This window comes from Asticcacaulis aquihabitans, from assembly GCF_032490435.1.
In the GTDB taxonomy this organism is placed as follows: domain Bacteria; phylum Pseudomonadota; class Alphaproteobacteria; order Caulobacterales; family Caulobacteraceae; genus Asticcacaulis.
Genome location: NZ_JAVGWM010000002.1, coordinates 409,579 through 436,573 on the forward strand (window position 1 = coordinate 409,579; position 26,995 = coordinate 436,573).

A 26,995-nucleotide genomic window follows, 5' to 3' on the forward strand; every position below is an offset into this window, starting at 1 on the left:
ACAGCTCAGTATTTTTGCGAAACCGTAAGGAACAGACTGTCGCCATACTTGTCGCCAAGCGCGCCGCGATCCGTGTTTGTGAAGGTAAGCGATACACTCTGTTTGTGCTTGGTCGTGTAGGTCGCGCCGAACAGGACGGTACTGTAATCGACACTGCCCGAATTATGCCGAAAGCCCGTGCCGGCTTGCAAACTGAAGCTGGGCCAAATCTTTTGCTCGAGAACAACTTCGGCGTATGTGGCTTCCTTCGCCTTACCGTAATTGTCGGGGGTATAGGCCAGGTTTAGGCGCGCCGTCGTGTTGGGCGCCAATTTTCGCGCCACATTGACCTCATATTCCATGAACGCGTTGTCGATGCCAGGCTTGGTGCCATTATATTGCTTATAGATGGCACGGGCCGTGACGTCATAGCCGTCGAAAGCGGTCTTGTATCCGATCAGCGCCTGGGTCTGGTTGTCGACGCCGGTCGTGCGATCGCGCATGGATTTGAAGAGGGTGCCAATGAAGACCTTGCCATAGGCGAGCTGCAAACCGGCAATATATTGTGGCTGTCCGTCCGTCTGGCTGACGCCGCGATAAATGCCATCGGACAGAAGGGTAATTTGGCCGGATAGCTTGGGTTCGACCGCTTCGGCATAGGCCGGAGCCGACGCTGCGCAGATGATAACGGCCAGAATTCCGGCCAGACGAAGGGGTTCGGTGTACGACATGTCGTCTCCGTGGGTTGTGCGTTTTTGTTTTCAGATAAAGAAGCCCCGCCGAGTTATGTGGCGAAATCGGCGGGGCTTGGGCGTCAGAGGCTTGCCGGTCTAGTCGGCGCTCTGTTCACCGGCCTGGAGACCCGGCGAGAGGGTGGTGACCTGGGTAACCGGCAAAATGGCGCGCGGCTCACCATTGAGCGCGGCTTTGAAGACATCCATGTCGATGGCCTTTTCCCAGCGGCTGACGACGACAGTCGCAACGGCATTACCGATGAAGTTGGTGATCGATCGGCATTCCGACATGAAGCGATCGACACCGAGGATGATCGCCATGCCCGCCACGGGAACGGTGGGCACCACCGACAAGGTGGCCGCCAGCGTGATGAAGCCGGCACCAGTAACCCCAGCCGCGCCCTTAGAGGACAACATGGCGACTGACAGGAGCAGAAGCTGTTGTTCAAGGGTCAGGTGGATATTTGTGGCTTGGGCGATGAACAGAGCCGCCAACGTCATGTAGATATTGGTGCCGTCGAGGTTGAATGAATAGCCGGTCGGCACTACCAGGCCAACAACCGGCCGGGCGCAACCCGCTTTTTCCATCTTCTCCATCAGGCTGGGCAAGGCGGATTCCGACGACGACGTCCCCAGCACCAGCAGCAGTTCGGCCTTAAGGTAGGCGATCAGCTTGAAGATCGAAAAGCCATTGAAAGCCGCAACGGCGCCCAGCACCACGACTACGAACAGAGCCGAGGTGAAGTAAAAGGTACCGACCAGCGCCGCCAGGTTCACGACCGAGGCAATACCGTACTTGCCGATGGTAAAGGCGAAGGCACCAAAGGCGCCGATGGGGGCCGCCTTCATCAAGATGTTCACCATGCGGAAGATGGCGTGGCTGACCGATTCCAGAAGGCTGACCACCGGCTTGGCCGTGTCACCGATCAGGATCAGCGAAATGCCGAAGAGAATGGCGACGAAGAGCACCTGCAGGATATTGCCCTGGGTGAACGCCGACACGAAGGTGTCCGGAATGATCCCCATCAGGAAGCCCGTAATCGTGCTCTCATGCGCCTTGGCGGCATATTCGGCCACCTTCTCGTTGTGCAGGGTGTTGGGGTCAATATTCATGCCGTGGCCCGGCTGGACCACATTGGCGACGATCAAGCCGACAATCAGGGCCAGGGTCGAAAAGGTGAAGAAATAGGTGAAGGCCTTCCAAGTCACGTTGCCCACGCCCTTGAGGCTGCCCATGCCGGCTATGCCCGTGACTATGGTCAGGAAGATCACCGGCGAGATGATCATTTTGACGAGCTTGATGAAGCCGTCGCCCAGCGGCTTCAACGCCTCACCGGTCTGCGGGTAAAAATGGCCAATCAGGGCACCGGCGGTAATGGCGACGATGACCTGTAGATAAAGATGGCTATACCATTTGCCCTTCTTGGCCGCCTCACCGGGCGCCGATACGGATGAACTATAGGCCATGCCTGTCTCCTGTTGCTGAGCCGCAAGTCCCGAAGGGGGCATTGCCGCGTTTCCTCGTCTGGCGCCTTTTTACCCGCGCCTCTGGGGGATGAGTATTTGCGGCAAAGGGCCACGAAAACAACGGAATTTTTGCAGGAGGCAATATCTTGATTTTATGAGGAAAATTTAGACGCATCTACAGGAAGTAGGCATATTTGTATTGATATCCACACAGCTACATGCCTTATTTGTGCGAATTTTCACACAGGTCGAGTGGCTGGTATGACCGAGTCTCTATTTGTCTTCGCGGCTTTCGCGCGGCTATCGCGACGCATTCAGGCGCTTTCAGCGCTCGCTGCTGTCGTGGGCTTGGGCCTTGTGGTTGCGACCTTCCATCTCGTTTATAATCAGGCGCTGGAGGGCCTGAGGCAGGACGTACACACCTCGGCGCAGCTCAGGGCGTCAGCGCTGCAAAGTGAAATCGATAAACAGCGGGCCGTCCCCGCCGTCCTTGCCGCCGACAGTGACGTTCGAGCGGCTCTCGAATCCCCGGATCCGGTGCGCCTGAACGGCATCTCAGCCAAACTTGAAAACCTGCGTCACGAAACGCATGGCGCCGTCATCTATCTGCTCGACAAAAAGGGGGTGGCGGTTGCCGCCAGCAACTGGACCCAGCCAGAAAGCTTCGTAGGCTCATCCTACGGCTTTCGTCGCTATTTCACCGACGCCGTCCGGCAGACGGAAGCGGCCGAATTTGCTTTGGGAACGGTCAGCCATCGTCCGGGCCTTTTCCTGTCGCACAGCGTTGTGGCGGACCGCCATGTCATCGGCGTCGTCGTGGTCAAGCTTGAGTTTGATGCGCTTGAGACCGACTGGAGCCGCCTGAGAGATACGGCCTTCGTAACCAACAGCGACCACAAGGTCATCGTGACGGCGCATGACGCCTGGCGTTTCAAAAGCCCGCCGGTGGCCGCCCCTGACCAGGTCAGTCAAGCCCTGGACATCAAAGGCATGAACGGGTGGCAACTTCACGTGTACCGGTCCGCCGAGGCAGCCCGCGCGGCCGGTCTGGCGGCATCGGCCATTCTGCTGCTTCTGGAAGTTTTGCTGGCCGGTGCCATCGTTTGGACCCTGCGGCGGCGCCAGAACCTGCGGCTCAAGGCACAGTCGGATCAGGCTTACCTGACCCGTCTGGAGCGCGACGTCGGCGAGCGCACCCATGCCCTGCGCTACGCCAATGACAAACTGTCCGAGGAGATAGAGGAGCGACGCAACGCTCAGGCACGGCTCAACGCCTTGCAGGCCGATTTGGTTCAAGCCAATAAGCTGGCGCAACTCGGCCAGATCACCGCGGGCGTGGCGCATGAAATCAATCAGCCACTGGCGACGATTCGTGCTCTTGCCGATAACGCCTTGAGCGGTTTGAAACCCGCTGGGATCAAGGCCAACCTTGAAACCATCGTGCGCATGAGCGATCGCATCGGTCACATCACCGGTGAATTACGCGCCTTTTCCCGGAAAGCGACGGGCGAAAGCCAACCGACCTCTCTCAGCGAGGCGGTCGAAGGCTCTATCCTTCTGACGCACAGTCGCCTTAAGTCTCACAAGGTTCGCTTTCAGCGGCCCAAGATCGATGCGGGTCTTCGCGTATGGGGGGAGCGGGTCCGGCTGGAGCAGGTCCTCGTCAACCTGCTGCAAAATGCCTTCGAAGCGGTGGAGACCGCGGCCAATCCTTCAGTTACTCTGCGCCTGGAGGATCAGGAGGACATCGTGCGCCTGATCGTCGAAGATAATGGTCCGGGGCTGCCTGACGCAATCAAAACCGCGCTATTCATTCCCTTCAAGACCACCAAGCCCAAAGGATTGGGACTGGGCCTCGTCATTGCCCGTGACATCGTGTCCGATTTCGGTGGGGAACTGATGGCGGATATTGATGTCACGATCGGCGCGCGCTTTATCGTCTCGCTACGGAAGGCATCCACATGAACGCCCTCTCGTCCACAACCGTCGTCTTCATCGACGACGACGACGATCTGCGCGCCGCGCACGTGCAGGGTCTCGAACTGGCTGGGTTCGCAACGCGAGCCTTTGCCGGTGGACACGACGCCCTGAAGACGCTCACTCCAGATTTCACAGGCGTCGTCGTTACGGATGTGCGGATGCCCGGCATGGACGGGTTTGAGGTCTTCAAACGCATCCAGGCCATAGACGAAGCCATTCCCGTCCTTCTCATGACCGGTCATGGGGATGTGCCCATGGCGGTCAAGGCATTGAAGGACGGCGCCTACGACTTCCTCACCAAACCCTTCGCTATGGATACCCTAACCGCCGCCCTGCGCCGGGCGCTTGAGGCACGTCGCCTCACCCTTGAAAACCGGCAGCTACGCGCGCTTTACGCCGCCACTCGCGAAGACGATGATCGGCTCCTGGGTGAGAGTTCCGCCATGCAGCACCTGCGCCAGACGATTGCGCAGATCGCGGAGGCGGATGTCGACATCCTGATTGCCGGCGAAACCGGTGTCGGCAAGGAACGGGTGGCACGCACCATCCATCGCCAAAGCGACCGAAGAGGCAAGCCGTTCGTACATGTCAATTGCGCGGTGCTTCCCGACGCGATCTTCGCGGCCGAATTCTTTGGTGTAGAAACCGGTACGCGGCTGGACGCCGGCGCGCCGCTGTCGCGAAAAAGCGTGGGTAAAATTGAAAAGGCCCAGAAGGGCACCCTGTTCCTGGATGATATCGAAGGTCTAAGCCTGCCGCTTCAGGCCAAGCTTTTGCGTGTGGTCGAAGCCCGGGAACTGTGGGTTTTGGGCGCTGATGAGCCCCGCCCCATCGAGCTACGCATTATCGCCTCGAGCCGAAGCGATCTCGGCGAGGCGGTAGACGCCGGCACATTCCGGGCAGACCTGTATTATCGCCTGAGTGGCGTGACGCTCAAAGTGCCGCCGCTCAGAAACCGAAAGGAAGACATTCTTTTGTTATTTCAACATTTTCTCGTCGCCGCCGCTTCCCGCCTGAAACGCCCCGTCCCCTCGCTCACCGCGCACGTGGCGCGGCACCTTCAAGCGCACGACTGGCACGGCAATGTGCGAGAACTGGAACAATATGCCGAACGATACGCCCTGGGGCTTGATGTGGCGACGGTCTCTGAACCCGGTTTGGTCGATGCAGATCAGGGCCTGCCTGAACGCGTTGCCGCCTTCGAAGCGGCCCTGCTTCGTGAAACCTTGGCGAGCTGCCAGGGCAGCGCAGCGGAGGCGATGAAGCGCCTCAAGCTTCCCCGAAAAACGTTTTACGACAAGGTCAACCGCTACAAGATTAACATTCGTGATTTTCGGGTGAAATAGAGAGAGGGTCGATACCTGCCTTAAAGAACCAATGCTCCTATGCAAAAACATCGGAGACATACCGTCCCCTCTCGTGCTCAATCCTGTCGGCCCACTTGCGCGCCGCGTCGTCGTCCGCACGTGTGGCGTCTCGATAGATATCGATCAGTGTTTCGCGGACAGCCGGCGCCATGCGGCGCCCATCTCCACAGACATAGACAATGGCACCCTGACGAAAAAGATCGGCAACCTCAGCCCGGTCTGACCAGACGCGATGTTGCACATATTGCGTCTCTTGCTCCGTTTTTGGCCCCGTTTCTGGCCCGGTTTCTGGCCCCATTTCTGACCGCCTCTTTCGCGCGTCCGAGCAGGCCAGACGTACGCTGACAACACCGGCCAGTTGCCAGGCTTCCAGTTGGTCGCGGTAGAGGTAATCGACATCCGGTGAGTCGATACCAAAGAACAGAAGAGCGGGCCCGACAGCTTGCCCGGCCGCCTTTTGCAAAGCCCGTTCCTGAAGAAAGCCGCGGAAAGGGGCAAGTCCAGAACCGGCACAAATCATAATAATAGGGGTTGCGGGGTTTTCAGGGGGATGGAAGCGCGTATTCGATGGACGTACAGCGACGGACACCCGATCGCCGGGCTTGAGATTGGCGAGATAGGTCGAAGCGATACCCAGATGACGCCCCTGACCTGACAGGGACGGCCCGTCGACGACCGCAAGCGTAAGCGTGACATGATCAGGCTTCCAAAGCGGCGAAGAGGAAATGGAATATTGCCGTGCCCGCATGGGCGGACACATGGCGAGATATTCGGCAAACTCCAAACCCGCGGACTGAAATCGTTCAAGCAGGTCAAGCAGGGTGACGCGACGGTCCAGGATCTCGGCGGCGTAGGCGTCGCCGCACAGCCGTTGCAACTCGGCTTTTTCCGGTGGACAGGCTGTGACCCCGGCCAACCGGGCAACCTGAGTTTGGGTTGCGGGACTGCTCAGCTCAACATAGTGCGCCAACAGGTCGCCACAGCTTATGGGTATGTCCGTAGGCAGGGTGTTCGATGCCGTGCCCCCCTTACGGACGACCACATGGGTGTCCGCCGCCAGACCAAAACGGCGTAAGGCGCGCTCGATATTTGATTGGGGATTTCGTGCCAGAACGGCCAGATAGTCGCCGCTACGATATGACATCCCGTCAGGCAAGCGAATTTCAATATGGCGTTTTGATCTGGCGCCGGCCGCCGTCATATCCACCAGCTCGCGGTTATCCACGATCACGCCGGGCTTAAGATCGCCCAGACGCAGGATGTTTTCACGCCCTGACGGGACGAACTCGATCGCCAGAGGCACTGGGCCTCCCGTTTCGACGGCCGACTTGCCGAGCGCCTTGGCTATATCTTGCCACAGCGTCGCGTACCAGGCGTCGAAGGCGCCAAAAAAGTCACCACCGGAATCGGCTTCGCCTCTCTCTTTGATTGGCTCAGCGCCCGCCGCCGCCAATGCCGTGTCCACCCGCTTGGGTATGGCCTGGTAGGTGCGCGCCCATTGACGATTGCCACATCCAAACACGGCGAAGCGCAAGCCTGTCAGAGCGCCAGGGGAGAGGCTTTCGACATAGGCAACAAACTGGCGGGCATTGTCGGGCGGCTGGCCTTCATACGAAGCGGTGACGACGATGACGACACCCTGGTCTGGCATCCGGCCAGAATAGTCGTCCATGGCCGCCACCTGTGGCGTGTAGCCCTGGGCGGGGGCATCGCCCGCGATGCGGCGGGCGAAAGCCTCTGACGATCCCGTATTGCTACCGTACAGGATCAGCAGCGGCGTGGCCTGTTCACCCGGAACCACCGGGGCCGTTGGGCGCGTGAGCGGTTTTTGCGGCGCAGTCGGAATGTGCGTACGAACAGGGGGGCTGCGATCACCGCGGGCACGGGCACGGATGGTCAGTCCTTGTGGTTTCAGAGTCAGGGTTTCATGGACCTCCAGCGTATATGCGGGATTGTCGAGCACAAAGTCGAAGCGTTGCAGCATCATCGACAGAACGAGCAGAGACTCCTGCATGGCGAAGGGACGCCCTATGCAGGCGCGCATGCCATTGCCGAACGGCTTCCACGCGTTAGGGGGCAGCTTTTCGGCATTTTCCGGAGAGAAGCGTTCAGGGCGGAAAGCGTCAGGCGCATCCCACACGGCCGGATCCCGATGTAGGATCGGGGCCAGGACCATGACGGTATCCCGCTTCGACAAGGGATATTGCCCGGCCAGTAGAGTGTCCTCGCGGGGGCGCACCCCAAAGGCCGGCGCCGTCGGCCACAGGCGCAGCGTTTCCATCAGTATCTGCTCGATATAGCGCAACTGCCCCAGGTGATCGATGCGCGGCGTGTCGGTGCCGAGCACTTCATCCACGACCGCCCGCGCTTTTTGTAACACGTCAGGGTTTTTAAGCAGCAGATAGGTGGCAAATGACAGAAGGCCACTGGTCGTCTCATGCCCGGCGACCAGAAAGGTGACCATCTGATAGCCGATATTTTCGTCACTCAGTCTCTCGCCGGTGACCGGATCGACCCCGTTCAGCATGATGTTCAGAAGATCGTCTTTCTCAGCGCCCAACGGGTCTTTGCGGCGCTCTGCGATCAATTGGCGGGAGACGTCCCTGAGTACGGCTTGATCGGCTTCATATTGTCGGCTTTTCGCCCAAAGGAGCGAGTTGATCATATCTGGGCGACGGGCGCGGCGCCCCCCTTCTGATAAAGTCCCGACCATGGCTGCAACAAAGGGATGCATCTCGTTTTGGTAGAAGCTATTAAATCTATAATCGAAGCCGCACAGGGCGATGGTGTCGAGGGTCAGGCGGGTCATGTTGTCCGCGACGTCGATGACCGCACCGGGTCCGAAGCGCTCCCAGCGCACGAACATCTGTTCGGCGACGTCCAGCATCTTATCGAACATGCCGCGCACGCCGATCGGCCCAAAGGCCGGCATAAGCAGGCGGTGCGCCTTTCCCCAATTCGGCTCGTGGTCATGGGCAGTGAAGAGCGCATCTCCGCCGACAGAGCGCAATTCCGCCAGCGGCGGATGAATGGCTTTGTGGAAACGGCTTTCATCGCATAGTTCATTCACGATCGCCTGTGAACCGGCCACATAGATATCCTGGCCGAAGATCGTCAATTTAAAGAAGGGACCGTAGGTTTTGGCCAAAGCCATCAGGCTTTGGACAGGGGAGTCGACATCGAGTTCAGTCAGGTTGCCGATAATCGGCTTTAAAGGGGGGCGGGGGACAACGGACGATATTGACATGACAAACACCTTACTTGCACGCGCCCTTGCGACAGGCCAAAGCTATGTTAACGATAAAAAGCTATTTAACAAACGTAAAATAAATAAGCGATGCGAGTTGAGAGGCAAGCCATTGGCAGAAAATACAGACGACCCCCGCTTTTTGCGCTCGTTTGAGGCTTTGATCAGAGCCATATCGGACCTACTGGACGAACGGGCCTTAAGCGAGATTTCAATCACAGACGTGGTCAGATGCGCAGGCGTAAGCCGTCCCACCTTCTACCAGCACTTCCCGGACTTGCAGACGGCGGCAAAGGCGGCGGCCCTCAAACGCCTGAGTGCGGCCTTTCCGCCCGTCGAACCGATTGCCCTCGCCGCCTTGGGTACGGAGGGCATAAAAGATGACATAGTCGCCCGCGCGTTGCCGATCTTTGAGCATCTGAAGGCGCACAAAGACTTTTATCTTCGTGTGCGTGCCGGGGTTGGTTCGCTGGACATCTTTGAAGACCTGTTGCCCTTCGTCGCCCACCGCACCGTCCGCGCCTCACGCGGCGACGCGGAAGAAACCGATGCCACTGTATTTCTGATCAGCGGCATTGTGGGCATGGTTGTCCACTGGATGACGTCCGATTTTCAGGGACGAAACCGCCCCGATCAGATGGCTGTGCGTCTTGCAAACGTTATCGACTGGAGTCGTCGGGCTCCGGTATGATACCCGTACAGCTATGGCGAGCTTAGGACCTGACGCGAAAAAGCGGAGCCCTATGTCGACCAGCTGACAATATCAGGCGCCTTGCGCGAGGTCTCCGACCGGGCACCTGCGGCGACCCCGACTATGATCGGCGCGACCGCACATAAATGCGGCGGCACCTTCAGCCGTCGCCGCCATTCCGGCGAATTCAACGCCTCTATCGCTTCAACGACAATACGCGTCCCGTAACCCATGCCGCAGGCGGCCAGGGTGAGGTTGCCCGCCGCCAGCCAGACGTCAGGCAGGGCGAGTGTCGCAGCACACGCCCCATAGACGACGATCAGCGTGCCGGCGTTGAAAAAAATGTTGCGGTCATCCGCCGCCAAGTATCCCACAGCCGGCGGCGAAGACGTTTCAAGTGTTTGATCCACAAGGGCACTAGACGGCCGCGCCCGCCAGTCCGACAGTTCAGCCAGGGCTTGCCGGCCCTGGACAATTGCAAAGGCATATTGTTCGGAGGACTGGACCGTCGGCGCCTGGACAGCCGCATAGAGGAGCGCATGTATCGACACGACGGGCACCGGTTGTGGCTGAAAATCAAACACCGTCTGTTGGGCGTAGATGGCGTCAGTAACGCTTAGACGCGGTTTCGGGCATAGGCTTTTATCGCCCTGGCTCACGGACACATGTGATCCCAATTCGTCTGAACGAGGTGCCGTCATAACCAAGGGGCCTCAGTGGGCTAAGAAAAGCGGCAATCGCGAATGCTTCAGGAGATGATTGCTCACCCCGCCTAAAATCATCTCGCCAATGTGACCGCGGCCATAGGCTCCCGTCACCAGAAGATCCGCTTTCAGGTCATCGGCCTTTTCAAGGAGGATATGCCCAATGCTGTGTGCGACGCGTTCACAATGGATGAACTGAGCAGAAATGCCATGAACCGCCAGGTAGCCGATAATGTCTCGGTTACCGACCGTATCGACCGGGTCGTTCATGCCCTCGACACTGACCAGATAGACGGTTTCTGCGTGCACCAGATAGGGCATGGCCGCCCGAAGGGCGCGCGACGCGGCCAAGCTGCCATCCCAGGCAACTGCCACCGTGCGGGCATATCCTGTCTCGGACACAACGACATCCGACAGTCGCGGGATGGCCAATACCGGACTGCCGGTCTTGAACAGCGCCGCCAATATCGTCTCAAAGTTACCGCCATAGCTATTGTCATAGCCGGCGACGACCAAATCGACTGAACGTCCTTCGCTGGGCAGGCATTCGCTCACCGTCCCAACCAAGGCTCGGAAGCTAGCCTGTGCTCGACCGGCTGTGGCCTGAATACCGTCTTCAACCAAGCTGACCATATGCGTCTTTGAGAGGCGGATGACCGCCTTAAGCGCCGTTTCGGTCAATTCACGGGCATCTTTTTCCAGAATACTGGCCAGGTCGCCGGAGGGGTATGGCCCGGACGCATAGGTCGCTCCGATCGCGGCGCCATAAAGGATGGGCGGCGCAGCTATATGCAAAACCCGGAGACTGCCCTTTGCTGTGTAGGCCATATTGAAGGCCGCGCTCAGCGCTGTGTCCTCGTCGGCATTGCCGCTGAAAACGCACAGAATGGACTTTATAGACATAATTTTCATCCCATTTGACCCATTGCAGCATAGGCCAATGGGGAAAGCTGGGTTTGTCTGTGATCAAATCCTGCGAAATAAAGCACCCCAGGGAAAGGGCCAGGGGAAGGGACGCGCAAATGATGGCTTTGGTCACCACCGCCTCAAACGCCGTCCAGACGGACGATATCATAGCTCATCCTTGGATGACGATGTCGGTGACAGGACGGCGCAGAGACTTCGGCAAGCCTCGGTTCGTTTTGGCGTAGCCAAATCGCAACACGAAATCCGGACGCGCCTTGTCGATACCCAGCCAGCCGGCGAAGGCACGGCGCACAGACGCAACCTCCACCGGCTGATTAATGACGGCATATGTCATACCCAACGCCGCGATTTGCAAAGCAAACCTCTGGACGGAGCGACCGACCTTGATCCAATGCGCGTGGTCGGCTTTGTCCCCGACAAATACGGCCACACCCGACGAGGACGCCATCTGCCTGGCATATGTGTCGTTTTCAGATTTTTCCGTAAAGACAAACGGGAAGATAGCATCGCCCGCCCAGGTGGGAAGCTGCGGATTGCCGGATGCGGCCGTGAACAAGCCATCCCGTTTTGTGATGGCGTCCGTGTCGTTAAAGCGTATCCATCGCTTCAGTTCAGCGCGAAACGCCGCGTCTTCCATCTGCCGGCTATTCCCTTGAACGACAAAATCCCTGACCGTACCTAGCTTTGAGCGGTCCGTCAGGATGAATACCGAAACGCCATCGGCAGCCGCTGCGGTTTCCAGGCGTTTGATATCGGCCAAAGGAACCGATGCGCCTGAATATTCCGACCGCGTACATTGGCGCAGCGGGATGGCCTGAAACAGATTGGCAGGACTTGATCGCGACGATCCAAGGTCGATATCGAGCCGTCCCTCCCCTTCCTCGACAAAGGCGACTTTCGCCGGGCGACCTGTGCTTTCGGCAGCCTGGACAAGGTTTTCGGCCGCGCAGCCCAGGCTGACAAATAGGTGATGGTCGTCCGGGTCCACAACCGGCGTCCGCCGGCTGAAATCAGGCAGGATGCTGACCCGTGAAGGGGCGACGGCAAAGCGCCAGGCCTGGGTATTGTGACCATTGCCGGCCAGAGCCGCAAAACGAACCAATTCGAGCAAATCGGGCTGAGGGCCTAATGGCTTACGAATCGTCTCCGCCAGTCGATCATAGGCCGAAGGACTTCGGGAGGCCCCGCAGGCCGACAACGCAGTTGCCGCACCCAAGGCCATCAGTTCGCGACGGGTAGACATCTTATCTCTTTCTAGGCTGGCCTACTTAGCAATCGCGAGACCGGTGACGATAGTCGAGCCAAAGCCGCAGCCTAGCCATCTCGGGTCATTCCTGAATTCCTGCTAATTTCGGTTTCGTGTCCGCAGATCCAATACTAAATGCGATATCCGTCCATTCTTTTGACCCCAGTCAAATTTTTGAAAAGATGATAGATTTTATGAATGAGGCGTATGATGATTTCGAACGTTGGCATGCAAACATCGCAATAAGCGCCGAGGTGGGACGCCGCCATAAATTCGTTCAACCATAACCAATTGAGTACTTTCCGAGCCTAGGCGTATGCGATTTGAGCTCTTACGGTTCTTAAGCGCATGCCTTGTCTTATGTCCAAAAGGACTGGCCTGACGTTAGGAAATGGCAATATGTTCATCGACCCGATGGCGACCCTGCCCCTATTTGGAGATATAGGCCCAGTTGAAAGTCGGCTCTTGTCCGAGAACAGCCGCGTCAGAGCCTATCCGAAGGGCGCCTATATTTTCCGGCAAGGCGCCGATATCCAGAATTTTTACGTTGTCTGCAAGGGCACGGTTCAAGTCTACCGGGGCACACCCGATGGTCACGAGATAACCAGCGATATCCTGATTGCTGGTGATTGCGTCAATGCCGAAGAAATCATCGCCCTCGATACCGCGCACACGGCGAATACCCGCATTGTCGAAGAGGCTATCATCCTGGAATTGCCCATCCACTGGATGCGAGATAATATGAACGACTTGGCCAGGCTGGCCCCACGTCTTTTGGTCGGTCTCGCGGATCGGCTGCGCGGCGCTCTCAAGGACGCCGAACACTTCTCCACCCTGTCGGCGCCCCAGCTGATCGCCTGCTACCTTCAGAGCCTATGCGTACCCTATGGTTTCGACCCGCGAAGCTTCGACCTGCCCTATTCCAAAACCCTGATTGCCTCCCGGCTTCATATGGAGTTGGCAACCTTTTCACGCTCGCTCAAAAAACTCAAACCCTTCGGCATCGTGGTTACGGGCAATCACGTGGCGATAACCAACCTGAAAAAGGCCGAACGCTTGGTGTGCAACCGTTGCACCATTACGGAGACGTGCCGAACGCGTGCATTGCTGGATCGGCCGCCAACTGTCGTCCTGTGCACGCCGGGTATGAATGGCGAGCGTCAGACAGGTTTACGAGTCCCGCAGGTGGCCGGTGTGTAGCTAGCAACTGCCGGACGTGTGGACCGGTTGAAGACAAGAACAGACTGCCCGTCCTAAAAGGTCGTCTTCACCACGGGTATTGACATTTATTCTTTATTTCCTTATATTCGTTTTTTCGAATATACAACCAAATCCTTTATAGCTTGGGGCAGAGGCCATGTTCAGCGCGTTTTCCGTCAAAAACCTTTCGGCCGCACAGGTCAAATCGGGCATGGAACAGGGGCAAATCGTCCTCGTTGATGTGCGTGAGGCCCACGAACACAAGGCCGAACGCATCAAGGATGCCGTCAATGTTCCGCTTTCCGAGTTGGAAACGGCAACCCTTCCGGATGCTAACGGCAAGATGCTGGTGATGCATTGCCAAGGGGGCGTTCGGTCCGCCAAAGCGGTCGGCATATGCCGCAAGCGTGGCCTGAAGGTAGACCATCACCTGGCGGGCGGGATCGGCGCCTGGAAGGCCAGCGGCCTGCCGACGATCCGATAACGAGCGTCTGTGAAAACGCCCAGACCATCAGGAAAAGACCATCAGGAAACCCGCATGCTCCGGTCAAAAATCTCCCCTCTTGTTCTTGTCCTCGCCTTGTCCGGCGCGGGGCTTTCCGCCTGCGGCTCCTCGGATACGCCTGAACAGGCGGTGGCTTTCAAGGGCGAAACGCTGACAGTGGCGCCCAAGGTGATCACTGATATGAAACCGCTCGCCGCCACCCTGACCACGCGTCAGATGAGTGAAGCGACCGCGCGCGTCTCCGGGATCCTGACGGCCCTGAAAGTCCGTGAGGGCGATGTCGTGACACAGGGCCAGATTATCGGTTTCGTGCAGGATCAAAAACTCAATCTTCAAACCGGCGCCTACGATCAGGCGGCTGTCGCGGCGGAGGCACAGGCCAGCCTTGCGCGTGCGGCCTTGGGCCGGACGCAGACCTTGTTCAACAAGGGCATCTACGCGCAGGCCAAGCTGGATCAGGACAAGGCGGCCGCCGCGGCCGCCGACGCGAATGTCCGCGCCGCGCGGGCGCAGGCCGCAGCCAGTGGTGAAGGGGCGCGCCAAGGCGCCATCCTGTCTCCCGGCTCAGGACGGGTCATCCATGCAACCGTGCCCGTGGGGTCAGTTGTCATGGCCGGTCAGTCGGTCGCGACGATCACTGCCGGGAACCGTGTCGTACGCATCGAGTTACCTGAAGGCCAGGGTCGAACCCTGAGCATTGGGCAGTCTATAACCCTCGACTCGAATGGAACACGGGCGACCGGCACGATTACTGAAATATACCCGTCCGTCACCGCAGGTCAGATCGTGGCTGACGTCACGGCCGCCGGTCTGGATGACGTGGCCATCGGTCAGACAGTCGTCGCCTATGTGGGCGTCGGTCAGCGCAAGGCTGTCATTGTCCCCAAGCGTTTTATCGTGACGCGATATGGTCTGGACTATGTGCGGATCGTGCAAAAAACGGGAAGCGTCCTTGAGACAACTGTCCAGACGGCGCCAACCGCAGACCCCGATGAAGTCGAAGTCCTTGGCGGGCTAGCCGCCGGTGACCGCGTAGCAGCGTACGGAATTGCCAAGTGAGCGCCTCAAACAACATGCCTGACTTCAGGTCGCTGGGTCTATCGGGACGCCTGACCCAGGCGACCCTGAGGTCACCGCTCACGCCCCTGTTCCTGATCGTGGCTATCCTGGTCGGCCTGCTGGCCGTTCTGTCCATCCCTCGCGAAGAAGAGCCCCAAATCAGCGTCCCCATGATCGATATCAGCGTCGACGCCCCCGGCTTGAAAGCGGTCGACGCCGAACAACTGATCGCCAAGCCGCTCGAGACCATCGTCAAAAGTGTCGATGACGTCGATCATGTTTACAGCTTCATCGATGACGACCACGTGCTGGTAACCGCGCGGTTCAAGGTTGGCACGGATCCCGATAACGCGGCCATCCGCATTCATGAGAAACTCGACGCCAACATGGACCGACTCCCCGTCGGCATTCAGGCGCCGCTTGTCCAGACGCGCGGCATCAATGACGTACCCGCGATGATCATCACCTTGTCCCCGAAACCCGGATCCGGCGATCGGCTGAACGATACCGCCCTTTATAATCTGGCGACGAAGCTGAGAACCGAGTTGTCCAAGGTGGACAATGTCGGCCTGACCTTTGTCGTTGGCGGACGCCCCGAAGAAATCCGCATCGAACCCAACGCCGCCGCCATGACGGCGCGCGGTGTCACGCTCGACGCGCTTATGACGGCCATCAAGGGTGCAAATACCCGCTTTCCGGCCGGAACCATACGCCAGCAGTCTCAGGCCGTTACCGTCACGGCGGGTCAGTCCCTGCAAACAGCCGCAGATATCGGCGTGATCACGGTGCCATCCGTCTCCGGCCAGGCTGTGCTGGTCCGCGACGTCGCCAATGTCATTCAGGCGCCGCGTGAAGACCAGTCGCGTGTTTTCCGCTATTCGCAACTCGGCAACGGCGCGTGGGCGCAAACCCCTGCCGCATCGCTCGCCATCGCCAAGCGCAAGGGCGCCAATGCGGTGGTTCTGTCAGGTGCCGTCCTTCAGCGCGTTGAAAGCCTGAAGGGGTCATTGATTCCTGGCAACGTCCAGGTGTCGGTCACACGCGACTACGGCGAAAGCGCTAACGAAAAAGCCAATGAGCTTCTGTTTCACTTAGGGTTAGCCACCGTCTCCATCGTCATCCTGATCGGCTTTGCCATCGGCTGGCGTGAGGCCGGTGTTACGGCGGTCGTTATTCCAACCACGATCCTGCTTACCCTGTTTGCCTCGAACCTGATGGGCTACACCATCAACCGGGTCAGCCTATTCGCCCTGATCTTCTCCATCGGCATACTGGTCGACGATGCCATCGTCATGATCGAGAACATCTCGAGACACTGGGGAATGAATGATGGCAGGACTCGCCTGGCCGCGACCGTGGACGCCGTGGCGGAGGTTGGCAATCCGACCGTGATCGCCACCTTGACGGTTGTCGCCGCCCTTTTGCCCATGCTGTTCGTTTCGGGTATGATGGGGCCTTATATGGCGCCGATCCCGGTCAATGCCTCGGCGGCCATGATCTTTTCCTTCTTTGTCGCTGTTATCCTGGCGCCCTGGCTGATGATCCGTTTTGCCCGCAAGACCCTAAAGAGCGGCGAAGAGGCCAGAGAAGAGTCCGGACATGGCCACGACCACGAAGGCTTCATCGGCGCCGTCTATCGCCGGGTGGCGGTCACCATCATTAAGGACAAGAAAAGCGCCGGCCGTTTCCTGGCGGGCGTGGGCGTCGCCACCCTGGTGTCATGCGCCATGTTCGCCACCAAGACGGTGACGGTCAAACTCTTGCCCTTCGACAACAAGTCGGAGCTTCAGGTGATCGCCGACCTGCCCAAAGGCACGTCGCTCGAAGCGACGCAACGCATCCTCAATCAGGCAGCCCAGATCACAACCCAAATGGAGGAGGTCGAGGCCATCGACTCCTATGCCGGCACCGCCACGCCTTTCAACTTCAACGGCCTGGTCCGGCACTACTATTTCCGAACCAATCCCGAACAGGGTGATCTCAACGTGCTGCTGGCGCCAAAGGACAAGCGCTCGCGCGCCAGTCATGCCATCGCCATCGACCTGCGCAACCGCTTGAAGGCTATCCCCCTCCCCGCCAATGGTGTGCTGAAAGTCGTCGAAGCCCCGCCGGGACCTCCCGTCATGGCCACGCTCCTCGCGGAAGTCTATGGCCCAGACGCCGCCACACGTCGGACCGTCGCTGACAAGGTCAAGGCCATCTACAAATCCATACCCTATATCGTCGATGTCGATGACAGCTATGGTGTGCCGGCGCCCAAACTGTCTATCGTCGCCGATCGCCAACGTCTCGAAGCCTTAAACCTATCCGATGGCCAGGTCTACGCTTCCGTCAATGCCCTGATGAATGGCCAGGTGCTCGGCTACTCGGATCGCGGCGACGGCCGCGATCCGCTGGAAATTTCTCTGCGCCTGCCACAAACGCAACGCACCTTCGACCAGGGGCTCCAGGCCATGCCGGTGGCGACCTCAACCGGAGCGACCGGCACACGGCTGGTGTCATTGGGAGAGGTTACGACAGCCACCCCAGCGACCGCTTCGACACATATCTATCGCCGCGACGGTCGTGACGTGGACATGGTTCTGGGCGAAATGGCCGGCCAGTATGAAGCCCCCATCTATGGCATCCTCGCCGTCGACAACGCGATCAAGACTGCCGACTGGGGCAATCTCCCCACGCCTGCCATCCGTCTGAACGGTCAGCCCGCCGATGAGAGCAAGGCCACCGTCCTTTGGGATGGCGAATGGGAAATCACCTGGGTCACGTTCCGGGATATGGGCGCCGCCTTTGGTGTGGCTCTGCTCGGCATCTATGTGTTGGTCGTCGGCCAGTTCAAAAGCTTCAAGCTGCCACTGGTCATCCTGACACCGGTACCGCTCACCCTGATCGGTATCGTCATCGGCCATATCCTGTTCCGTGCGCCGTTTACCGCGACTTCGATGATTGGGTTTATTGCGCTTGCCGGGATTATCGTGCGCAATTCGATCCTTCTGGTCGATTTTATCCGTCATGCCGACACGCATGATGCCGACGGCAACAGAAGACCTCTCCAGGATATCCTGCTTGATGCCGGCGCCACGCGGTTCAAGCCTATCCTGCTAACCGCGTTGGCCGCCATGATCGGGGCCAGTGTTATCCTGACCGACCCCATCTTCCAAGGGTTGGCGATTTCGCTTTTGTTTGGGCTTCTGTCCTCGACGCTTTTGACTGTACTTGTTATTCCGGCCATCTATATCGTCATGCGTGGCGGTCACGACAGCAAAGGCAAGGTCTCATGATGAAAGACGCATCCGCGACAGTGCTCGCGGCCAATGCCCAGAAGGCGACGCGCCTTTTAAAACTCATGGCCAGCGAACAGCGCCTGATGATCCTGTGCAAGCTGAGCGAAGGCGAACAAAGCGCGGGTGAACTGACTGATCTTGTGGGTCTGAGCCAGAGTGCGGCTTCGCAGCACCTTCAAAAGATGCGCGCCGAGGGCCTCGTTGACACGCGACGCGACGCGCAGACCATCTATTACCGGCTGGCCGATGACGCCGCCCGTCAGGTCATCGATTTGCTCTGCCGCATCTACGGCAACTGAAAAAAGGCGCCGACAGGTCAGCCGATCAGAAGCTCGACATCGGCCAGGGCGCGCAGCAGGTCGGGGCCAGGCTCGGCGTCGGTGACGAACCAGTCGATCTGGTCGAAGTCGAGCGTCTTGACGATGCCCTGGCGCTCGAATTTCGTCGAGTCGGCCAGGACCGCAACCTTGGAGGCCAGCGGCGCAAGCTTGGCTTTGAGAGTCGCTTCCGGATAATGGACATCGAGCAAACCGCGCTGGGAATCGACAGCGGAAATCGAGAAGAAGGCGATCTCGGGGGTAAACCCGCTCATAAAGGCTTCGGTTTCCTGGCCAAAACACGATTGATAGTCGTGATTGATTTCGCCACCGCCAAAGAACACACGGCAATTGTTCTTGCCAGCGATTTCGCGCGCGACTTCCAGCGCGTTGGTGATGACGGTGAGGTTGCGCCGTTTGGCCAATGACCGGCTAAGCCAGTAGGCGGTTGAGCCGGAATCGATGAGTATTGTCATACCGTCTTCAACCAGGGTCGCCGCTTTGAGCGCAATGGCGCGCTTTTGGGGCGCGTTCTCGTTACGGCGCACCATGTACGGTGCCTCAAACGCCGTCTCCCTTAGCTTTACGCCTCCACGCACGCGGTGAGCGTGCCCCTCATCTTCGAGATGCCGGACGTCGCGGCGCACCGTCTCTTCCGAGACGTCGAAGTGCTTTGCCAGTTCAGATATCTGGCGGCTGCGGTGCACTTGCAAAAGGTTAAGGATTTCAGCCTGTCGCGTTTCTTGTAGCATGCGTTTGAAAAAACCTGTTGGATAGACCGCCCGAGCCGAGTGCGGCGGCCATGCTTCACTTAGTCAGTCGAGAAGTCAATATGTCCGGGCACGTCAGCCCGGCAGCGGATATGTTCAGGTTCGCGACAGGATCATGCCCTTCGTCTCGCGGTTCAGCAGGGCCGGACCAAAGGCGGCCGGATCGCTGACCCCCTCCCCGCCCGTCTCGACATAGCCCGCCAATCGGACAACCTGACCGTCGCACAGCACTTCGAGATCGTACCAATTGTGGCTTTGAGACAGGTCTAGCGGAAGCGTGACGGCGGCGCTTTCCAGCGCGGCGGAGCGGCTCGGCTGGCCGTAGCTGAGGTCGAGAATCTGAACGGTGAGTGGTGCCGACACCAGATTCGTCAAGCGCAAATAAACCCCGCCCGCGTCTTGCACGACGGATGCCGTAAAACGGAGGGCGGTCGCTGTGAATCGGCGATGAAATCCGCCCGGCCCCAGAATAAACAAGTCGGCGCCTGATTTCAGATCAGGCAGATCGGCATCTAACGACCGGCCCGCACCGACCGTGTAACGTCGCGGGTTAGCGGTCAGCCGATCAAGGTCGTAAACGTGGAAAACCGCAGCGCGTTCGCGACTGTCATTGCGCAGCGTCAGGCGTCCGGGCGCGACCGTCAGGTCGAGGCGGTAAGGCGTAGCACGCCGGCGCCGCGGACCGGCCTCCTGGACCGGCGCTGTTAGGGTTTCCGGCGGGAACGGACGGGTGCGCGGCAGGGCGCCTGCGCGATCGGACAGGGTGCGTGTTTCGGGCAGCCTGTCGCGGAAGGCCGTATCATTCGGCGTCCGGAAATTGAAGCAGCTTGTCAGATCGCCGCAGACCGCGCGGCGCCACTGGCTGATATTGGGTTCGGCAACGCCAAACCGCAGCTCGAGGAAGCGCAGAATGCTGGTATGGTCGAACACTTCCGACGAGACATAACCGCCCCGGCTCCACGGCGAGACGACGTACATTGGCACACGCGGGCCCAGGCCGTACGGCCGGTTAAGGTACTGGGCGTCTTCGGCGTTCTGGCTTTTGACATGATATTCATCGTCGACCGGAACGGTCGACCCGCCAAAATAGCGCTCCGGGGCCTTCGGATCGCGCGCCGGCGGCGCCGGTGGCGGCACATGGTCAAACAGACCATCATTTTCGTCGAAATTGACGATCAGCGCGGTTTTGGCCCAGACGGCCGGATTGGCAGTCAGTGCATCCAGGACCTGTGCGGTATATTCCGCGCCCTGGAACGGCGACGAGGGATCGGGATGTTCGGAATAGGCCGCCGGCGCAACGATCCACGACACCTGCGGCAGGTGTCCGGCCATGACATCCGACTTCAACCGGTCAAGGCCGCGCGTGGTCAGCGTGCGCTCGACCAGCGCCGTTTGGGCGGGCGATCGTGGGCGGCTTGCCATAGCATCGCGGAAGACCTTGAAGCCCACAACGGGGTTGTCGGTGAAATTGTCTTCCATCAACTGATAAATCTGGAAGCTGACGCCAGCGGCCAGAAGGCGTTCGGGATAGGTGGTCCAAGTATAGCCGCCATGACCGTAACCGTCGGCGTCCAGGCTGTCGTAGGCATTGTCAATCGCCGGCCCGTGATGCTGGCCTAAGGGATCGTGCGTCCCGGTCCAGATGTAGAGTCGGTTGGGATTGGTGCACAGGTGCATGGCGCTGTGATAGGCATCGCACAGGGTGAAGGCCTCGGCCAGAGCGTACTGGAACGGAATGTCCTCGCGCGTAAAGTGCCCCATGGAATGGTTATGCTTGCTGCGCGTCCACTGGCCCATCCGGCCGTTGTCCCAGGCAGCCTGACCGTCGGTAAAGCCGTGCGGCGTGCCGTCGTGACGACCAACGGCAAAATTCTGCCGCGTGTTCAGCCGGAACGGCGCGATCAGATGAGGTTCGGTATCGTCCTCATTGGGCTGGACGAAGACGGTGCGGCCGACCTGATGCCCCACGTCTGGCGCGGGAATGACGAACCGATCGCCAAAGCCGCGCACGCCGTTCAGCGCGCCGAAATAGTGGTCGAAAGCGCGGTTTTCCTGGGTCAGGATAACGACATGTTCAACATCTTGGATAGTACCGGTAGACGTATGAGCGGGAATTTCAAACGCGCGGGCCAATGAGGGATACAACGCGGCGGCTGCGCCACCACTGAGCAGAGCCTTTATGAACTCTCGGCGGTCACGTCCTGGCATAACGGGCTCCTCATTCGGTCGCTTAGGGTTAGCGCCCTGCGTCTTGTCGAGCGGTCAGATTGACCGGACAAGATCAGATAGCGGCGCTTGCAAATATGAATTGAGAGGCCTTATGATCGACACAGTAAGTGCCGAAGACGCCCAAGCCGCTCAACGGACGGTTACCCTCTGCCTGTGACAAATTTGTGTAGATTTGGGCAGCATATGTGGCGTTTTGTGCCTTTTTATTAGTTCTAAGTTGGATTTTGTGGATTTTCCCGCCAACTGACCTTAAACCTAAGGTCAGCCGAGAGCACGCAGCCTATGCCATGTGGCGTCGAGGCCCGGCAAGACACGCAAAATGGCGTCCGCATTGCGCCGCCATTTGTCAGGCGACGGCGGGGTATGGGTGTGACGCGACGCCGGCAACTGGCCCGCAGTACGCGCCTGAAGCGCCGCATCAAAGGCTACGCCGGAAAACCGGCACAGGCGGCGCACCGCCTCGGCAGGATCGGCCAGGAAATCGTGATAATTGACGCTGGTCCAGTCTTCGGGCGGTAGTTGCCGCAGATCATCGAGCGCAGTGTCATTGGCGCACCGCCATTGCCACGCCGCGACGGCTTCCAAAGGCGCATGTTGCAGGAACTGCCAGCCCGGCGGCAGCAACAGCGACCACGGACCTTCCCAACCGGGCAAGGCGCGATAGGTGATCCATCCGCCGGCGCGCCAGGCCTCGATAATGCTGCTCAGGTTCTCGCGCGGATCACGCCACAGGAAGATGAACCGGGCGTCCGGGAACACCTGCTTGATCAAAGGTATGCGCAGGGAATTCTTGGGTGTCTTCTCCAGCAGTGGCGCGCCCTCGGCCGGCGGATGCCCCAGCAGCCCCTGGAGCCTGGACACGGCGGACTGCCGGATCGCGGCGCAAATTTCGACCGTGGCATCTGCGGCGGTGAGCCGGTTGGAATCCACGCCGGGTGCGCCAGGGCGCAAGGCGGGGTGGTCCTCGATCAGCCAATGCGCTTCCCCACCGAAGGTGTTGAAGCCTGGCGTGCAGGCCAATGTCTCATAAAGCAGTGTGCTCCCGGATCGCGGCGCCGCGATGATGAAGATCGGCCTTTCCAGCGCGCGGTCGGCCCCGCCCGACAGGCTTGCGCGCGGCTGAGACGCGGCAGCGTCCGCGACCAGATGCTGCAAAACCCGTTTCTCGAGGACGAGCCAGGCGCTCGCGTTGTTGGTGCGCATGACCAGCCCATCGGCGAGGGGTTCGGCCGCCTCGCGCACGGCGCCGGCCAGGCGCTGGAAGTCCGCACGCGCGGCCCCGCCCGTGCCATGCAGCGCGCACAATTGGCGCCAGTCCTGCACAAAGCTTTCCAGCAGCGTATTGAATCGCCCCGCACGGCGCTGACCGTCGGCGCTTCGGGCACCACCAGCTGCCTCCGCGACCACCAATTCTGCGCGCAGATCATCGACAAGCAGTTGTACTTCGGCTGGGGGCATCACAGGCGCACGCTGGTCGCCTTCGGTGAGCAGCTGTGAACGGGCCTGCGGGTCCCACCCTACCCTAGGCCATTGCGCGCGTGGCGGCGCCTCCCCGCAGGCGAACTGCCAGAACGATGCCGTGCCCGACGTATCCGCGACCAGATGGATACGCTCGACATCGGACCGGTTTTCCACATGGTGGCGACGCCAGTTGTCGAAGATCCAGGCTTCACCGGCGGCCATATGCACGGATTGCCCGTCGCAGTGAAAGCGCACCTCCGGTCGCGTGAATATCGGGATGTGCAGCCGCACCCGGCTATGCCAATGGTAATTGATATCGGCATGCTCCGGAACGCCAGTGCCCGGCGCCAGACGCATCAGCCGTGAGCGGCTCCAGACGACGCCGAAGCCCGCGAGACTCTGGCGCAAATAGGGCATGGCCGAAAGCCAGCGCGTCGGCAACATCTGTCCCTGGTGCGCATCCGTTTCTTCACCACCGGCGCTAATCAGCCGCGCGGCGCTGTTGCCTGGTACCTGGTCAGGGTGTGCCACCCATGCCTCAGCCGGCAAGGCGGCGACCTCAGCCTGCAAACGGTCCACGTCGAAAAGTACGGGGAGTTGAAAGAAGGGACGCGACAGCCGCATGGGTCAATACCTGTAGTCAGTCAATGAATCGCCCAGCGCCTCTCGCAAGGGACCAAGCCGGGGGGCGTAATTTTGCCACTGCAAAAGCCCTTCCCGGCCAATGGGCTGACGTACCTGCTCAGAGCTGGGGGTGCGAATACTGCGCCGAGTCTCGTGGAACCGCAGGCATGCGGGCTCAAAGTCCAATCCGCAATGGGCCAAAAGCCGCCTGACGCCGCCTTCGAGATCCTCCACCATGTCCTCGTAGGAAACGCGCAGCACCTGGCCGGGAAGCACATCGTTCCAATGCCGCATGAGACCGAGATAGGTTCTGTAATAACGCGCGATGTCATCGACACCGTAAGAGAATTCCTGATTTGTTGTGCCGAACAGTTGCTTGAGGCTGCTGAAGCCACAGGCCATCGGCTCGCGGCGCACATCGATGAGTGTCGCGCGCGGCAAAATCAGATGGATAAGACCGATGTGCCAGAAATTATTCGGCATCTTGTCTATGAAAAACGGCCGACCCAGACGCCGATAGGCACGGGTTTCGGCCAGAAAACGCTCGCCCAGTCTACGCACCTCGCTGGCGCTCAGCCGTGTCACAGCCTCAATCTTCACCGGCAGGCCGCAATCTGGATCCAGGCCGCAGAGTTCGCCGGCATAGCGGCTGATTTCGGTCAGTTCCTGTGTGCCTTCTACGGCGGCATGGGAGGCCAGTATCTGCTCGATCAATGTCGAGCCAGAACGCGGCAGCCCGAGGATAAAGATAGGCGCCGGATCGGCCGCCCCCCAACCTTCGCGCGCAGCGAAGAATTCGGCGGTGAAGACCTGCTTTAGGCGATCTGCACAGGCATCCGCGACCTCCGGGCGATAGCGGCTGGTGGTACGCCGCACCGCATTACCGCGTGCGTAATATTGCCACGAGGTGGCATAGTCGCCCCGGTCCTCAAACGCCTTGCCAAGCGCGAAGCACAGGTAGACGCGGTCCATGTCCTGAACATCCGGCCGGGCTTCGGCGGCACCCATGTGTGCGATGTCATCATCACTGAACCGATAGGTCTTGAGGTTGGCGAGGCCGAACCAGGCCACACCATACTCCGGCCGCGCTGCCAGGGCGGTTCGATAATCGGCAATCGCTTCGGCTTGCCTGCCGGTGATCTTCAGGGCGTTCGCGCGCCATACGCGTAGGTCGGCGGTCTCCGACGCGGCCTCCCCTCCCCCCAGCTGACCCTCGCCCGTCAAGAGCCGCTCGTAAAGATCGATCACCGGCTCGTGGTCACCCAAGGCCACACAGGCGGCGCCATATTGCTTGAGGTAGTCGCGGTTATCGGGATCGTGCCCAAGCAGGCGCTCGGCCTCCTGTCGCGCTTGCAGGGGCTTCTGCTGCTGCAACAGGGCCATGGCGTAGTCAAGGCGCGCCGCATGGTAGTCCGGCGCCCGGTCGAGCACCGATGTCAACAGCGCTTCAGCCTCCTCCGGCGCGCCTGTGTCCGTGCATATACGCGCCAGCAGGCGCAGCGCGCCGACATTCCCGCCATCCCTTTTGAGGTAGTCCCGCAAGACAGCCTCTGCCGGCGACAGGTCGCCATCGGCGTACAGACTGTTCGCCACCACCACCTCAGGGGGCAATTGCCTCAGAACCGCCAGGGTCTGCGCTGCAACGGACGCCTGATCAGTGTCGCCGAGCATACGGTAAAGCTGTTCCAGCATATCCCAGCTCGCCGGCAAGGTCGGGTTTAGGCGGACCGCCTCCCGCAACGCGTCGATCGCCGCCGGTGCATCCCCCAGTTGGATGTAACAGTGCCCCCGTTCCTGGTACAACCGACTGAATTGGGGATAGTGCGCCTGCAAACGGTCGAGTACGGTCAGGGCCTCCCGCACGCGCTGGGCCAAACGCAGATGTCGGGCGGATCGTAACCCGGCGTCACGATCCTCGGAATCGGCAGCCGACGTCATCTTGGCGCTCCGGCAAGCAGGAACGGCTCCAGCCAGCTTGGGTCCGGCTGATCGATGTCATAATATTCGAAGATCAGATGCACACGGTCGCTGTCGCCGCCGTTGCGCACCCAATGCGGACCGAGATTGTTGACTTCCACCGCCTGGCCCGCCGGGAAGTGGTGGTCCGCGCCGCCGAAAAAAGACACCACGCCGGGATTGGTCGACACCGGCACATGAATCTTGTGCGGCCACTTCGCCGCCGGGTTGGCGTCAATATGCGGGTGGATGATCCCGCCTGCCGGCAGTCTGGCCAGCATCACCCGAGGAAACACCCCGCGCGCATATCCGTAGTCACGAACAGCCTGGGCCAAAACCGGCTCCAGTAGGCTGCGCCATTGCGGCCAGGCCGAACGATCATGAGATCTGCGCCAATCGCGGGGACTATCAATGAAGCGGAAGACGATGTGGCGGGTACAGCCCAGTACCTCAAACTTGTTTGGCTTGCTGGCATTCTCCGCCTCCCAGACGTCCTCCGGTATCGCCAGAACGGCTTCGCGCAACACGGCGATATCGACGGGGCCAAGCTGGCGAACGCTTGAGGTCTTGCGCGGATTGGCGACAGGCTCGATTGAGAGGGCGGTCATCGCAGGCCTTCAAAGCTATAGCCAAACACGTCCAGATCCTGGGCGTAACGTGCGCGAACGCCATCGATCAAGGACTGGTCGTAGTAGTCGCGATAGTCGCCATGCCGGCTGCCGTTAACGCGGTCCAGGGGGCGAGACGGAATACCGATACGGGCGCAGATCGCATCATAGGAGGCTTGCATATCCTCGACCCGGCCGACCGTGTCCGTCAAGAGCGTCTTACCGTCAACGCTGGCCAGCAATGAGGCTTGGGGCTGGAACAGAATATGCTGTTCTGGCGGCGCCTCGAAAAGAAAGTGGCGCATCACCTCGCGCGGTCGCTGCTGGAAGGTGTCGCTGTCACGCAGCATGAAGGCGCAGTAGGACACGAAACGGTCAAAGGGATTGCGCACGAAGGCGAACTTGAAATAGCCGTTGAAGGCGTCGTCGCCCAGGTACGGACGCACCTGTTGCAAAGACAGGTGGCCATGACGGATCGCCGCAAGCCCCTCCCACGGGAAGCGCTTGTTGACGAACAGCCCGACCTGTTCCGCATCCTCATCGCCCATGTGTTCGCGCAGGGCCTGCCTGACGGAATGGGTGCCCGTCTTTGGTACAGCAGCGAAGATGAAACGGTGGCGATGGGAAACAATCACGGCTGGGG

Annotated in this window: 20 protein-coding genes; 8 read left to right on the plus strand and 12 right to left on the minus strand. The window is 59.9% G+C overall.

The features are described from left to right. Positions 1-5: 5 nt before the first annotated feature. Complete coding sequence (locus RCJ00_RS08660; RefSeq protein WP_316221404.1) at positions 6-710, minus strand: TorF family putative porin; 705 nt, start codon at positions 708-710, stop codon at positions 6-8. Positions 711-809: 99 nt separating this feature from the next. Further along, complete coding sequence (locus tag RCJ00_RS08665) at positions 810-2,180, minus strand: dicarboxylate/amino acid:cation symporter (RefSeq protein ID WP_316221405.1); 1,371 nt, start codon at positions 2,178-2,180, stop codon at positions 810-812. 261 nt (positions 2,181-2,441) lie between these two features. On the opposite strand from RCJ00_RS08665, the gene RCJ00_RS08670 reads away from it, so the two are divergent. Both RCJ00_RS08670 and RCJ00_RS08675 read left to right on the plus strand, forming a co-directional pair. After that, positions 2,442-4,145, plus strand: coding sequence for a sensor histidine kinase (locus RCJ00_RS08670; protein ID WP_316221406.1), 1,704 nt, complete (start codon positions 2,442-2,444; stop codon positions 4,143-4,145). Beyond that, on the plus strand, positions 4,142-5,506 hold the full coding sequence (locus RCJ00_RS08675; RefSeq protein WP_316221407.1) for a sigma-54-dependent transcriptional regulator: 1,365 nt from the start codon (positions 4,142-4,144) through the stop codon (positions 5,504-5,506). The genes RCJ00_RS08670 and RCJ00_RS08675 overlap by 4 nt, the downstream gene beginning before the upstream one ends. Before the next feature lie 37 nt (positions 5,507-5,543). Here the strand turns inward: RCJ00_RS08675 and RCJ00_RS08680 are convergent, their stop codons facing one another. After that, positions 5,544-8,774: a bifunctional cytochrome P450/NADPH--P450 reductase gene (locus RCJ00_RS08680; protein WP_316221408.1), complete on the minus strand. Its 3,231-nt coding sequence runs from the start codon at positions 8,772-8,774 to the stop codon at positions 5,544-5,546. A 112-nt stretch (positions 8,775-8,886) separates the two neighbouring features. Between RCJ00_RS08680 and RCJ00_RS08685 the strand changes: the two genes are divergently transcribed. Further along, complete coding sequence (locus RCJ00_RS08685) at positions 8,887-9,465, plus strand: TetR/AcrR family transcriptional regulator (RefSeq protein WP_316221409.1); 579 nt, start codon at positions 8,887-8,889, stop codon at positions 9,463-9,465. A gap of 50 nt (positions 9,466-9,515) precedes the next feature. Here the strand turns inward: RCJ00_RS08685 and RCJ00_RS08690 are convergent, their stop codons facing one another. The 3 genes from RCJ00_RS08690 to RCJ00_RS08700 all read right to left on the minus strand — a co-directional run bounded on the left by RCJ00_RS08690 (position 9,516) and on the right by RCJ00_RS08700 (position 12,339). Further along, positions 9,516-10,166 carry a nitroreductase family protein gene (locus RCJ00_RS08690; RefSeq protein ID WP_316221410.1) on the minus strand — a complete coding sequence of 217 codons (651 nt, stop codon included), beginning with the start codon at positions 10,164-10,166 and terminating at the stop codon, positions 9,516-9,518. Positions 10,167-10,178: 12 nt separating this feature from the next. Continuing rightward, positions 10,179-11,072 carry a universal stress protein gene (locus RCJ00_RS08695; RefSeq protein WP_316221411.1) on the minus strand — a complete coding sequence of 298 codons (894 nt, stop codon included), beginning with the start codon at positions 11,070-11,072 and terminating at the stop codon, positions 10,179-10,181. A 175-nt stretch (positions 11,073-11,247) separates the two neighbouring features. Beyond that, positions 11,248-12,339 carry an Acg family FMN-binding oxidoreductase gene (locus tag RCJ00_RS08700; protein ID WP_316221412.1) on the minus strand — a complete coding sequence of 364 codons (1,092 nt, stop codon included), beginning with the start codon at positions 12,337-12,339 and terminating at the stop codon, positions 11,248-11,250. 402 nt (positions 12,340-12,741) lie between these two features. Here RCJ00_RS08700 and RCJ00_RS08705 point away from each other — a divergent pair, with 402 nt between their 5' ends. From RCJ00_RS08705 to RCJ00_RS08725, 5 genes are all read left to right on the plus strand, one after another. Then, the gene (locus RCJ00_RS08705; RefSeq protein WP_316221413.1) at positions 12,742-13,542 is read left to right on the plus strand and encodes a Crp/Fnr family transcriptional regulator; all 801 of its coding nucleotides are present in this window, start codon (positions 12,742-12,744) and stop codon (positions 13,540-13,542) included. A gap of 157 nt (positions 13,543-13,699) precedes the next feature. Beyond that, entirely contained in the window at positions 13,700-14,026 is a 327-nt protein-coding gene (locus RCJ00_RS08710) for a rhodanese-like domain-containing protein (protein WP_316221414.1), read from the plus strand. 54 nt (positions 14,027-14,080) lie between these two features. After that, positions 14,081-15,106 carry an efflux RND transporter periplasmic adaptor subunit gene (locus RCJ00_RS08715; RefSeq protein ID WP_316221415.1) on the plus strand — a complete coding sequence of 342 codons (1,026 nt, stop codon included), beginning with the start codon at positions 14,081-14,083 and terminating at the stop codon, positions 15,104-15,106. Between the two features lie 14 nt (positions 15,107-15,120). After that, a complete protein-coding gene (locus RCJ00_RS08720) occupies positions 15,121-18,384 on the plus strand; it encodes an efflux RND transporter permease subunit (RefSeq protein ID WP_316221893.1) in 3,264 nt (1,087 codons plus the stop codon). After that, positions 18,381-18,686, plus strand: coding sequence for an ArsR/SmtB family transcription factor (locus RCJ00_RS08725; protein WP_316221416.1), 306 nt, complete (start codon positions 18,381-18,383; stop codon positions 18,684-18,686). Before RCJ00_RS08720 ends, RCJ00_RS08725 begins: the two co-directional genes overlap by 4 nt. A gap of 17 nt (positions 18,687-18,703) precedes the next feature. Here RCJ00_RS08725 and RCJ00_RS08730 read toward each other — a convergent pair whose 3' ends face one another. The 6 genes from RCJ00_RS08730 to RCJ00_RS08755 all read right to left on the minus strand — a co-directional run bounded on the left by RCJ00_RS08730 (position 18,704) and on the right by RCJ00_RS08755 (position 26,987). Further along, on the minus strand, positions 18,704-19,456 hold the full coding sequence (locus RCJ00_RS08730; RefSeq protein WP_316221417.1) for a DeoR/GlpR family DNA-binding transcription regulator: 753 nt from the start codon (positions 19,454-19,456) through the stop codon (positions 18,704-18,706). A 114-nt stretch (positions 19,457-19,570) separates the two neighbouring features. Beyond that, positions 19,571-21,682 carry a phosphocholine-specific phospholipase C gene (locus RCJ00_RS08735; protein ID WP_316221418.1) on the minus strand — a complete coding sequence of 704 codons (2,112 nt, stop codon included), beginning with the start codon at positions 21,680-21,682 and terminating at the stop codon, positions 19,571-19,573. A gap of 282 nt (positions 21,683-21,964) precedes the next feature. Further along, complete coding sequence (locus RCJ00_RS08740; protein ID WP_316221419.1) at positions 21,965-23,788, minus strand: sulfotransferase; 1,824 nt, start codon at positions 23,786-23,788, stop codon at positions 21,965-21,967. A gap of 3 nt (positions 23,789-23,791) precedes the next feature. Continuing rightward, the gene (locus tag RCJ00_RS08745; protein ID WP_316221420.1) at positions 23,792-25,726 is read right to left on the minus strand and encodes a tetratricopeptide repeat-containing sulfotransferase family protein; all 1,935 of its coding nucleotides are present in this window, start codon (positions 25,724-25,726) and stop codon (positions 23,792-23,794) included. Continuing rightward, on the minus strand, positions 25,723-26,352 hold the full coding sequence (locus RCJ00_RS08750) for an aspartyl/asparaginyl beta-hydroxylase domain-containing protein (RefSeq protein WP_316221422.1): 630 nt from the start codon (positions 26,350-26,352) through the stop codon (positions 25,723-25,725). The genes RCJ00_RS08745 and RCJ00_RS08750 overlap by 4 nt, the downstream gene beginning before the upstream one ends. Next, positions 26,349-26,987, minus strand: a complete 639-nt coding sequence (locus tag RCJ00_RS08755; RefSeq protein ID WP_316221423.1) for a sulfotransferase family 2 domain-containing protein — start codon at positions 26,985-26,987, stop codon at positions 26,349-26,351. The genes RCJ00_RS08750 and RCJ00_RS08755 overlap by 4 nt, the downstream gene beginning before the upstream one ends. Positions 26,988-26,995: the final 8 nt, after the last annotated feature.

Bases quoted from the DNA above. Each gene is read 5' to 3' on its own strand.
- RCJ00_RS08735 (WP_316221418.1), bottom strand. From the start codon at position 21,682: ATGCCAGGACGTGACCGCCGAGAGTTCATAAAGGCTCTGCTCAGTGGT.
- RCJ00_RS08705 (WP_316221413.1), top strand. From the start codon at position 12,742: ATGTTCATCGACCCGATGGCGACCCTGCCCCTATTTGGAGATATAGGC.
- RCJ00_RS08680 (WP_316221408.1), bottom strand. From the start codon at position 8,774: ATGTCAATATCGTCCGTTGTCCCCCGCCCCCCTTTAAAGCCGATTATC.
- RCJ00_RS08700 (WP_316221412.1), bottom strand. From the start codon at position 12,339: ATGTCTACCCGTCGCGAACTGATGGCCTTGGGTGCGGCAACTGCGTTG.
- RCJ00_RS08745 (WP_316221420.1), bottom strand. From the start codon at position 25,726: ATGACGTCGGCTGCCGATTCCGAGGATCGTGACGCCGGGTTACGATCC.
- RCJ00_RS08750 (WP_316221422.1), bottom strand. From the start codon at position 26,352: ATGACCGCCCTCTCAATCGAGCCTGTCGCCAATCCGCGCAAGACCTCA.
- RCJ00_RS08695 (WP_316221411.1), bottom strand. From the start codon at position 11,072: ATGTCTATAAAGTCCATTCTGTGCGTTTTCAGCGGCAATGCCGACGAG.
- RCJ00_RS08660 (WP_316221404.1), bottom strand. From the start codon at position 710: ATGTCGTACACCGAACCCCTTCGTCTGGCCGGAATTCTGGCCGTTATC.
- RCJ00_RS08670 (WP_316221406.1), top strand. From the start codon at position 2,442: ATGACCGAGTCTCTATTTGTCTTCGCGGCTTTCGCGCGGCTATCGCGA.
- RCJ00_RS08720 (WP_316221893.1), top strand. From the start codon at position 15,121: ATGCCTGACTTCAGGTCGCTGGGTCTATCGGGACGCCTGACCCAGGCG.
- RCJ00_RS08710 (WP_316221414.1), top strand. From the start codon at position 13,700: ATGTTCAGCGCGTTTTCCGTCAAAAACCTTTCGGCCGCACAGGTCAAA.
- RCJ00_RS08690 (WP_316221410.1), bottom strand. From the start codon at position 10,166: ATGACGGCACCTCGTTCAGACGAATTGGGATCACATGTGTCCGTGAGC.
- RCJ00_RS08740 (WP_316221419.1), bottom strand. From the start codon at position 23,788: ATGCGGCTGTCGCGTCCCTTCTTTCAACTCCCCGTACTTTTCGACGTG.
- RCJ00_RS08715 (WP_316221415.1), top strand. From the start codon at position 14,081: ATGCTCCGGTCAAAAATCTCCCCTCTTGTTCTTGTCCTCGCCTTGTCC.
- RCJ00_RS08725 (WP_316221416.1), top strand. From the start codon at position 18,381: ATGATGAAAGACGCATCCGCGACAGTGCTCGCGGCCAATGCCCAGAAG.
- RCJ00_RS08665 (WP_316221405.1), bottom strand. From the start codon at position 2,180: ATGGCCTATAGTTCATCCGTATCGGCGCCCGGTGAGGCGGCCAAGAAG.
- RCJ00_RS08730 (WP_316221417.1), bottom strand. From the start codon at position 19,456: ATGCTACAAGAAACGCGACAGGCTGAAATCCTTAACCTTTTGCAAGTG.
- RCJ00_RS08675 (WP_316221407.1), top strand. From the start codon at position 4,142: ATGAACGCCCTCTCGTCCACAACCGTCGTCTTCATCGACGACGACGAC.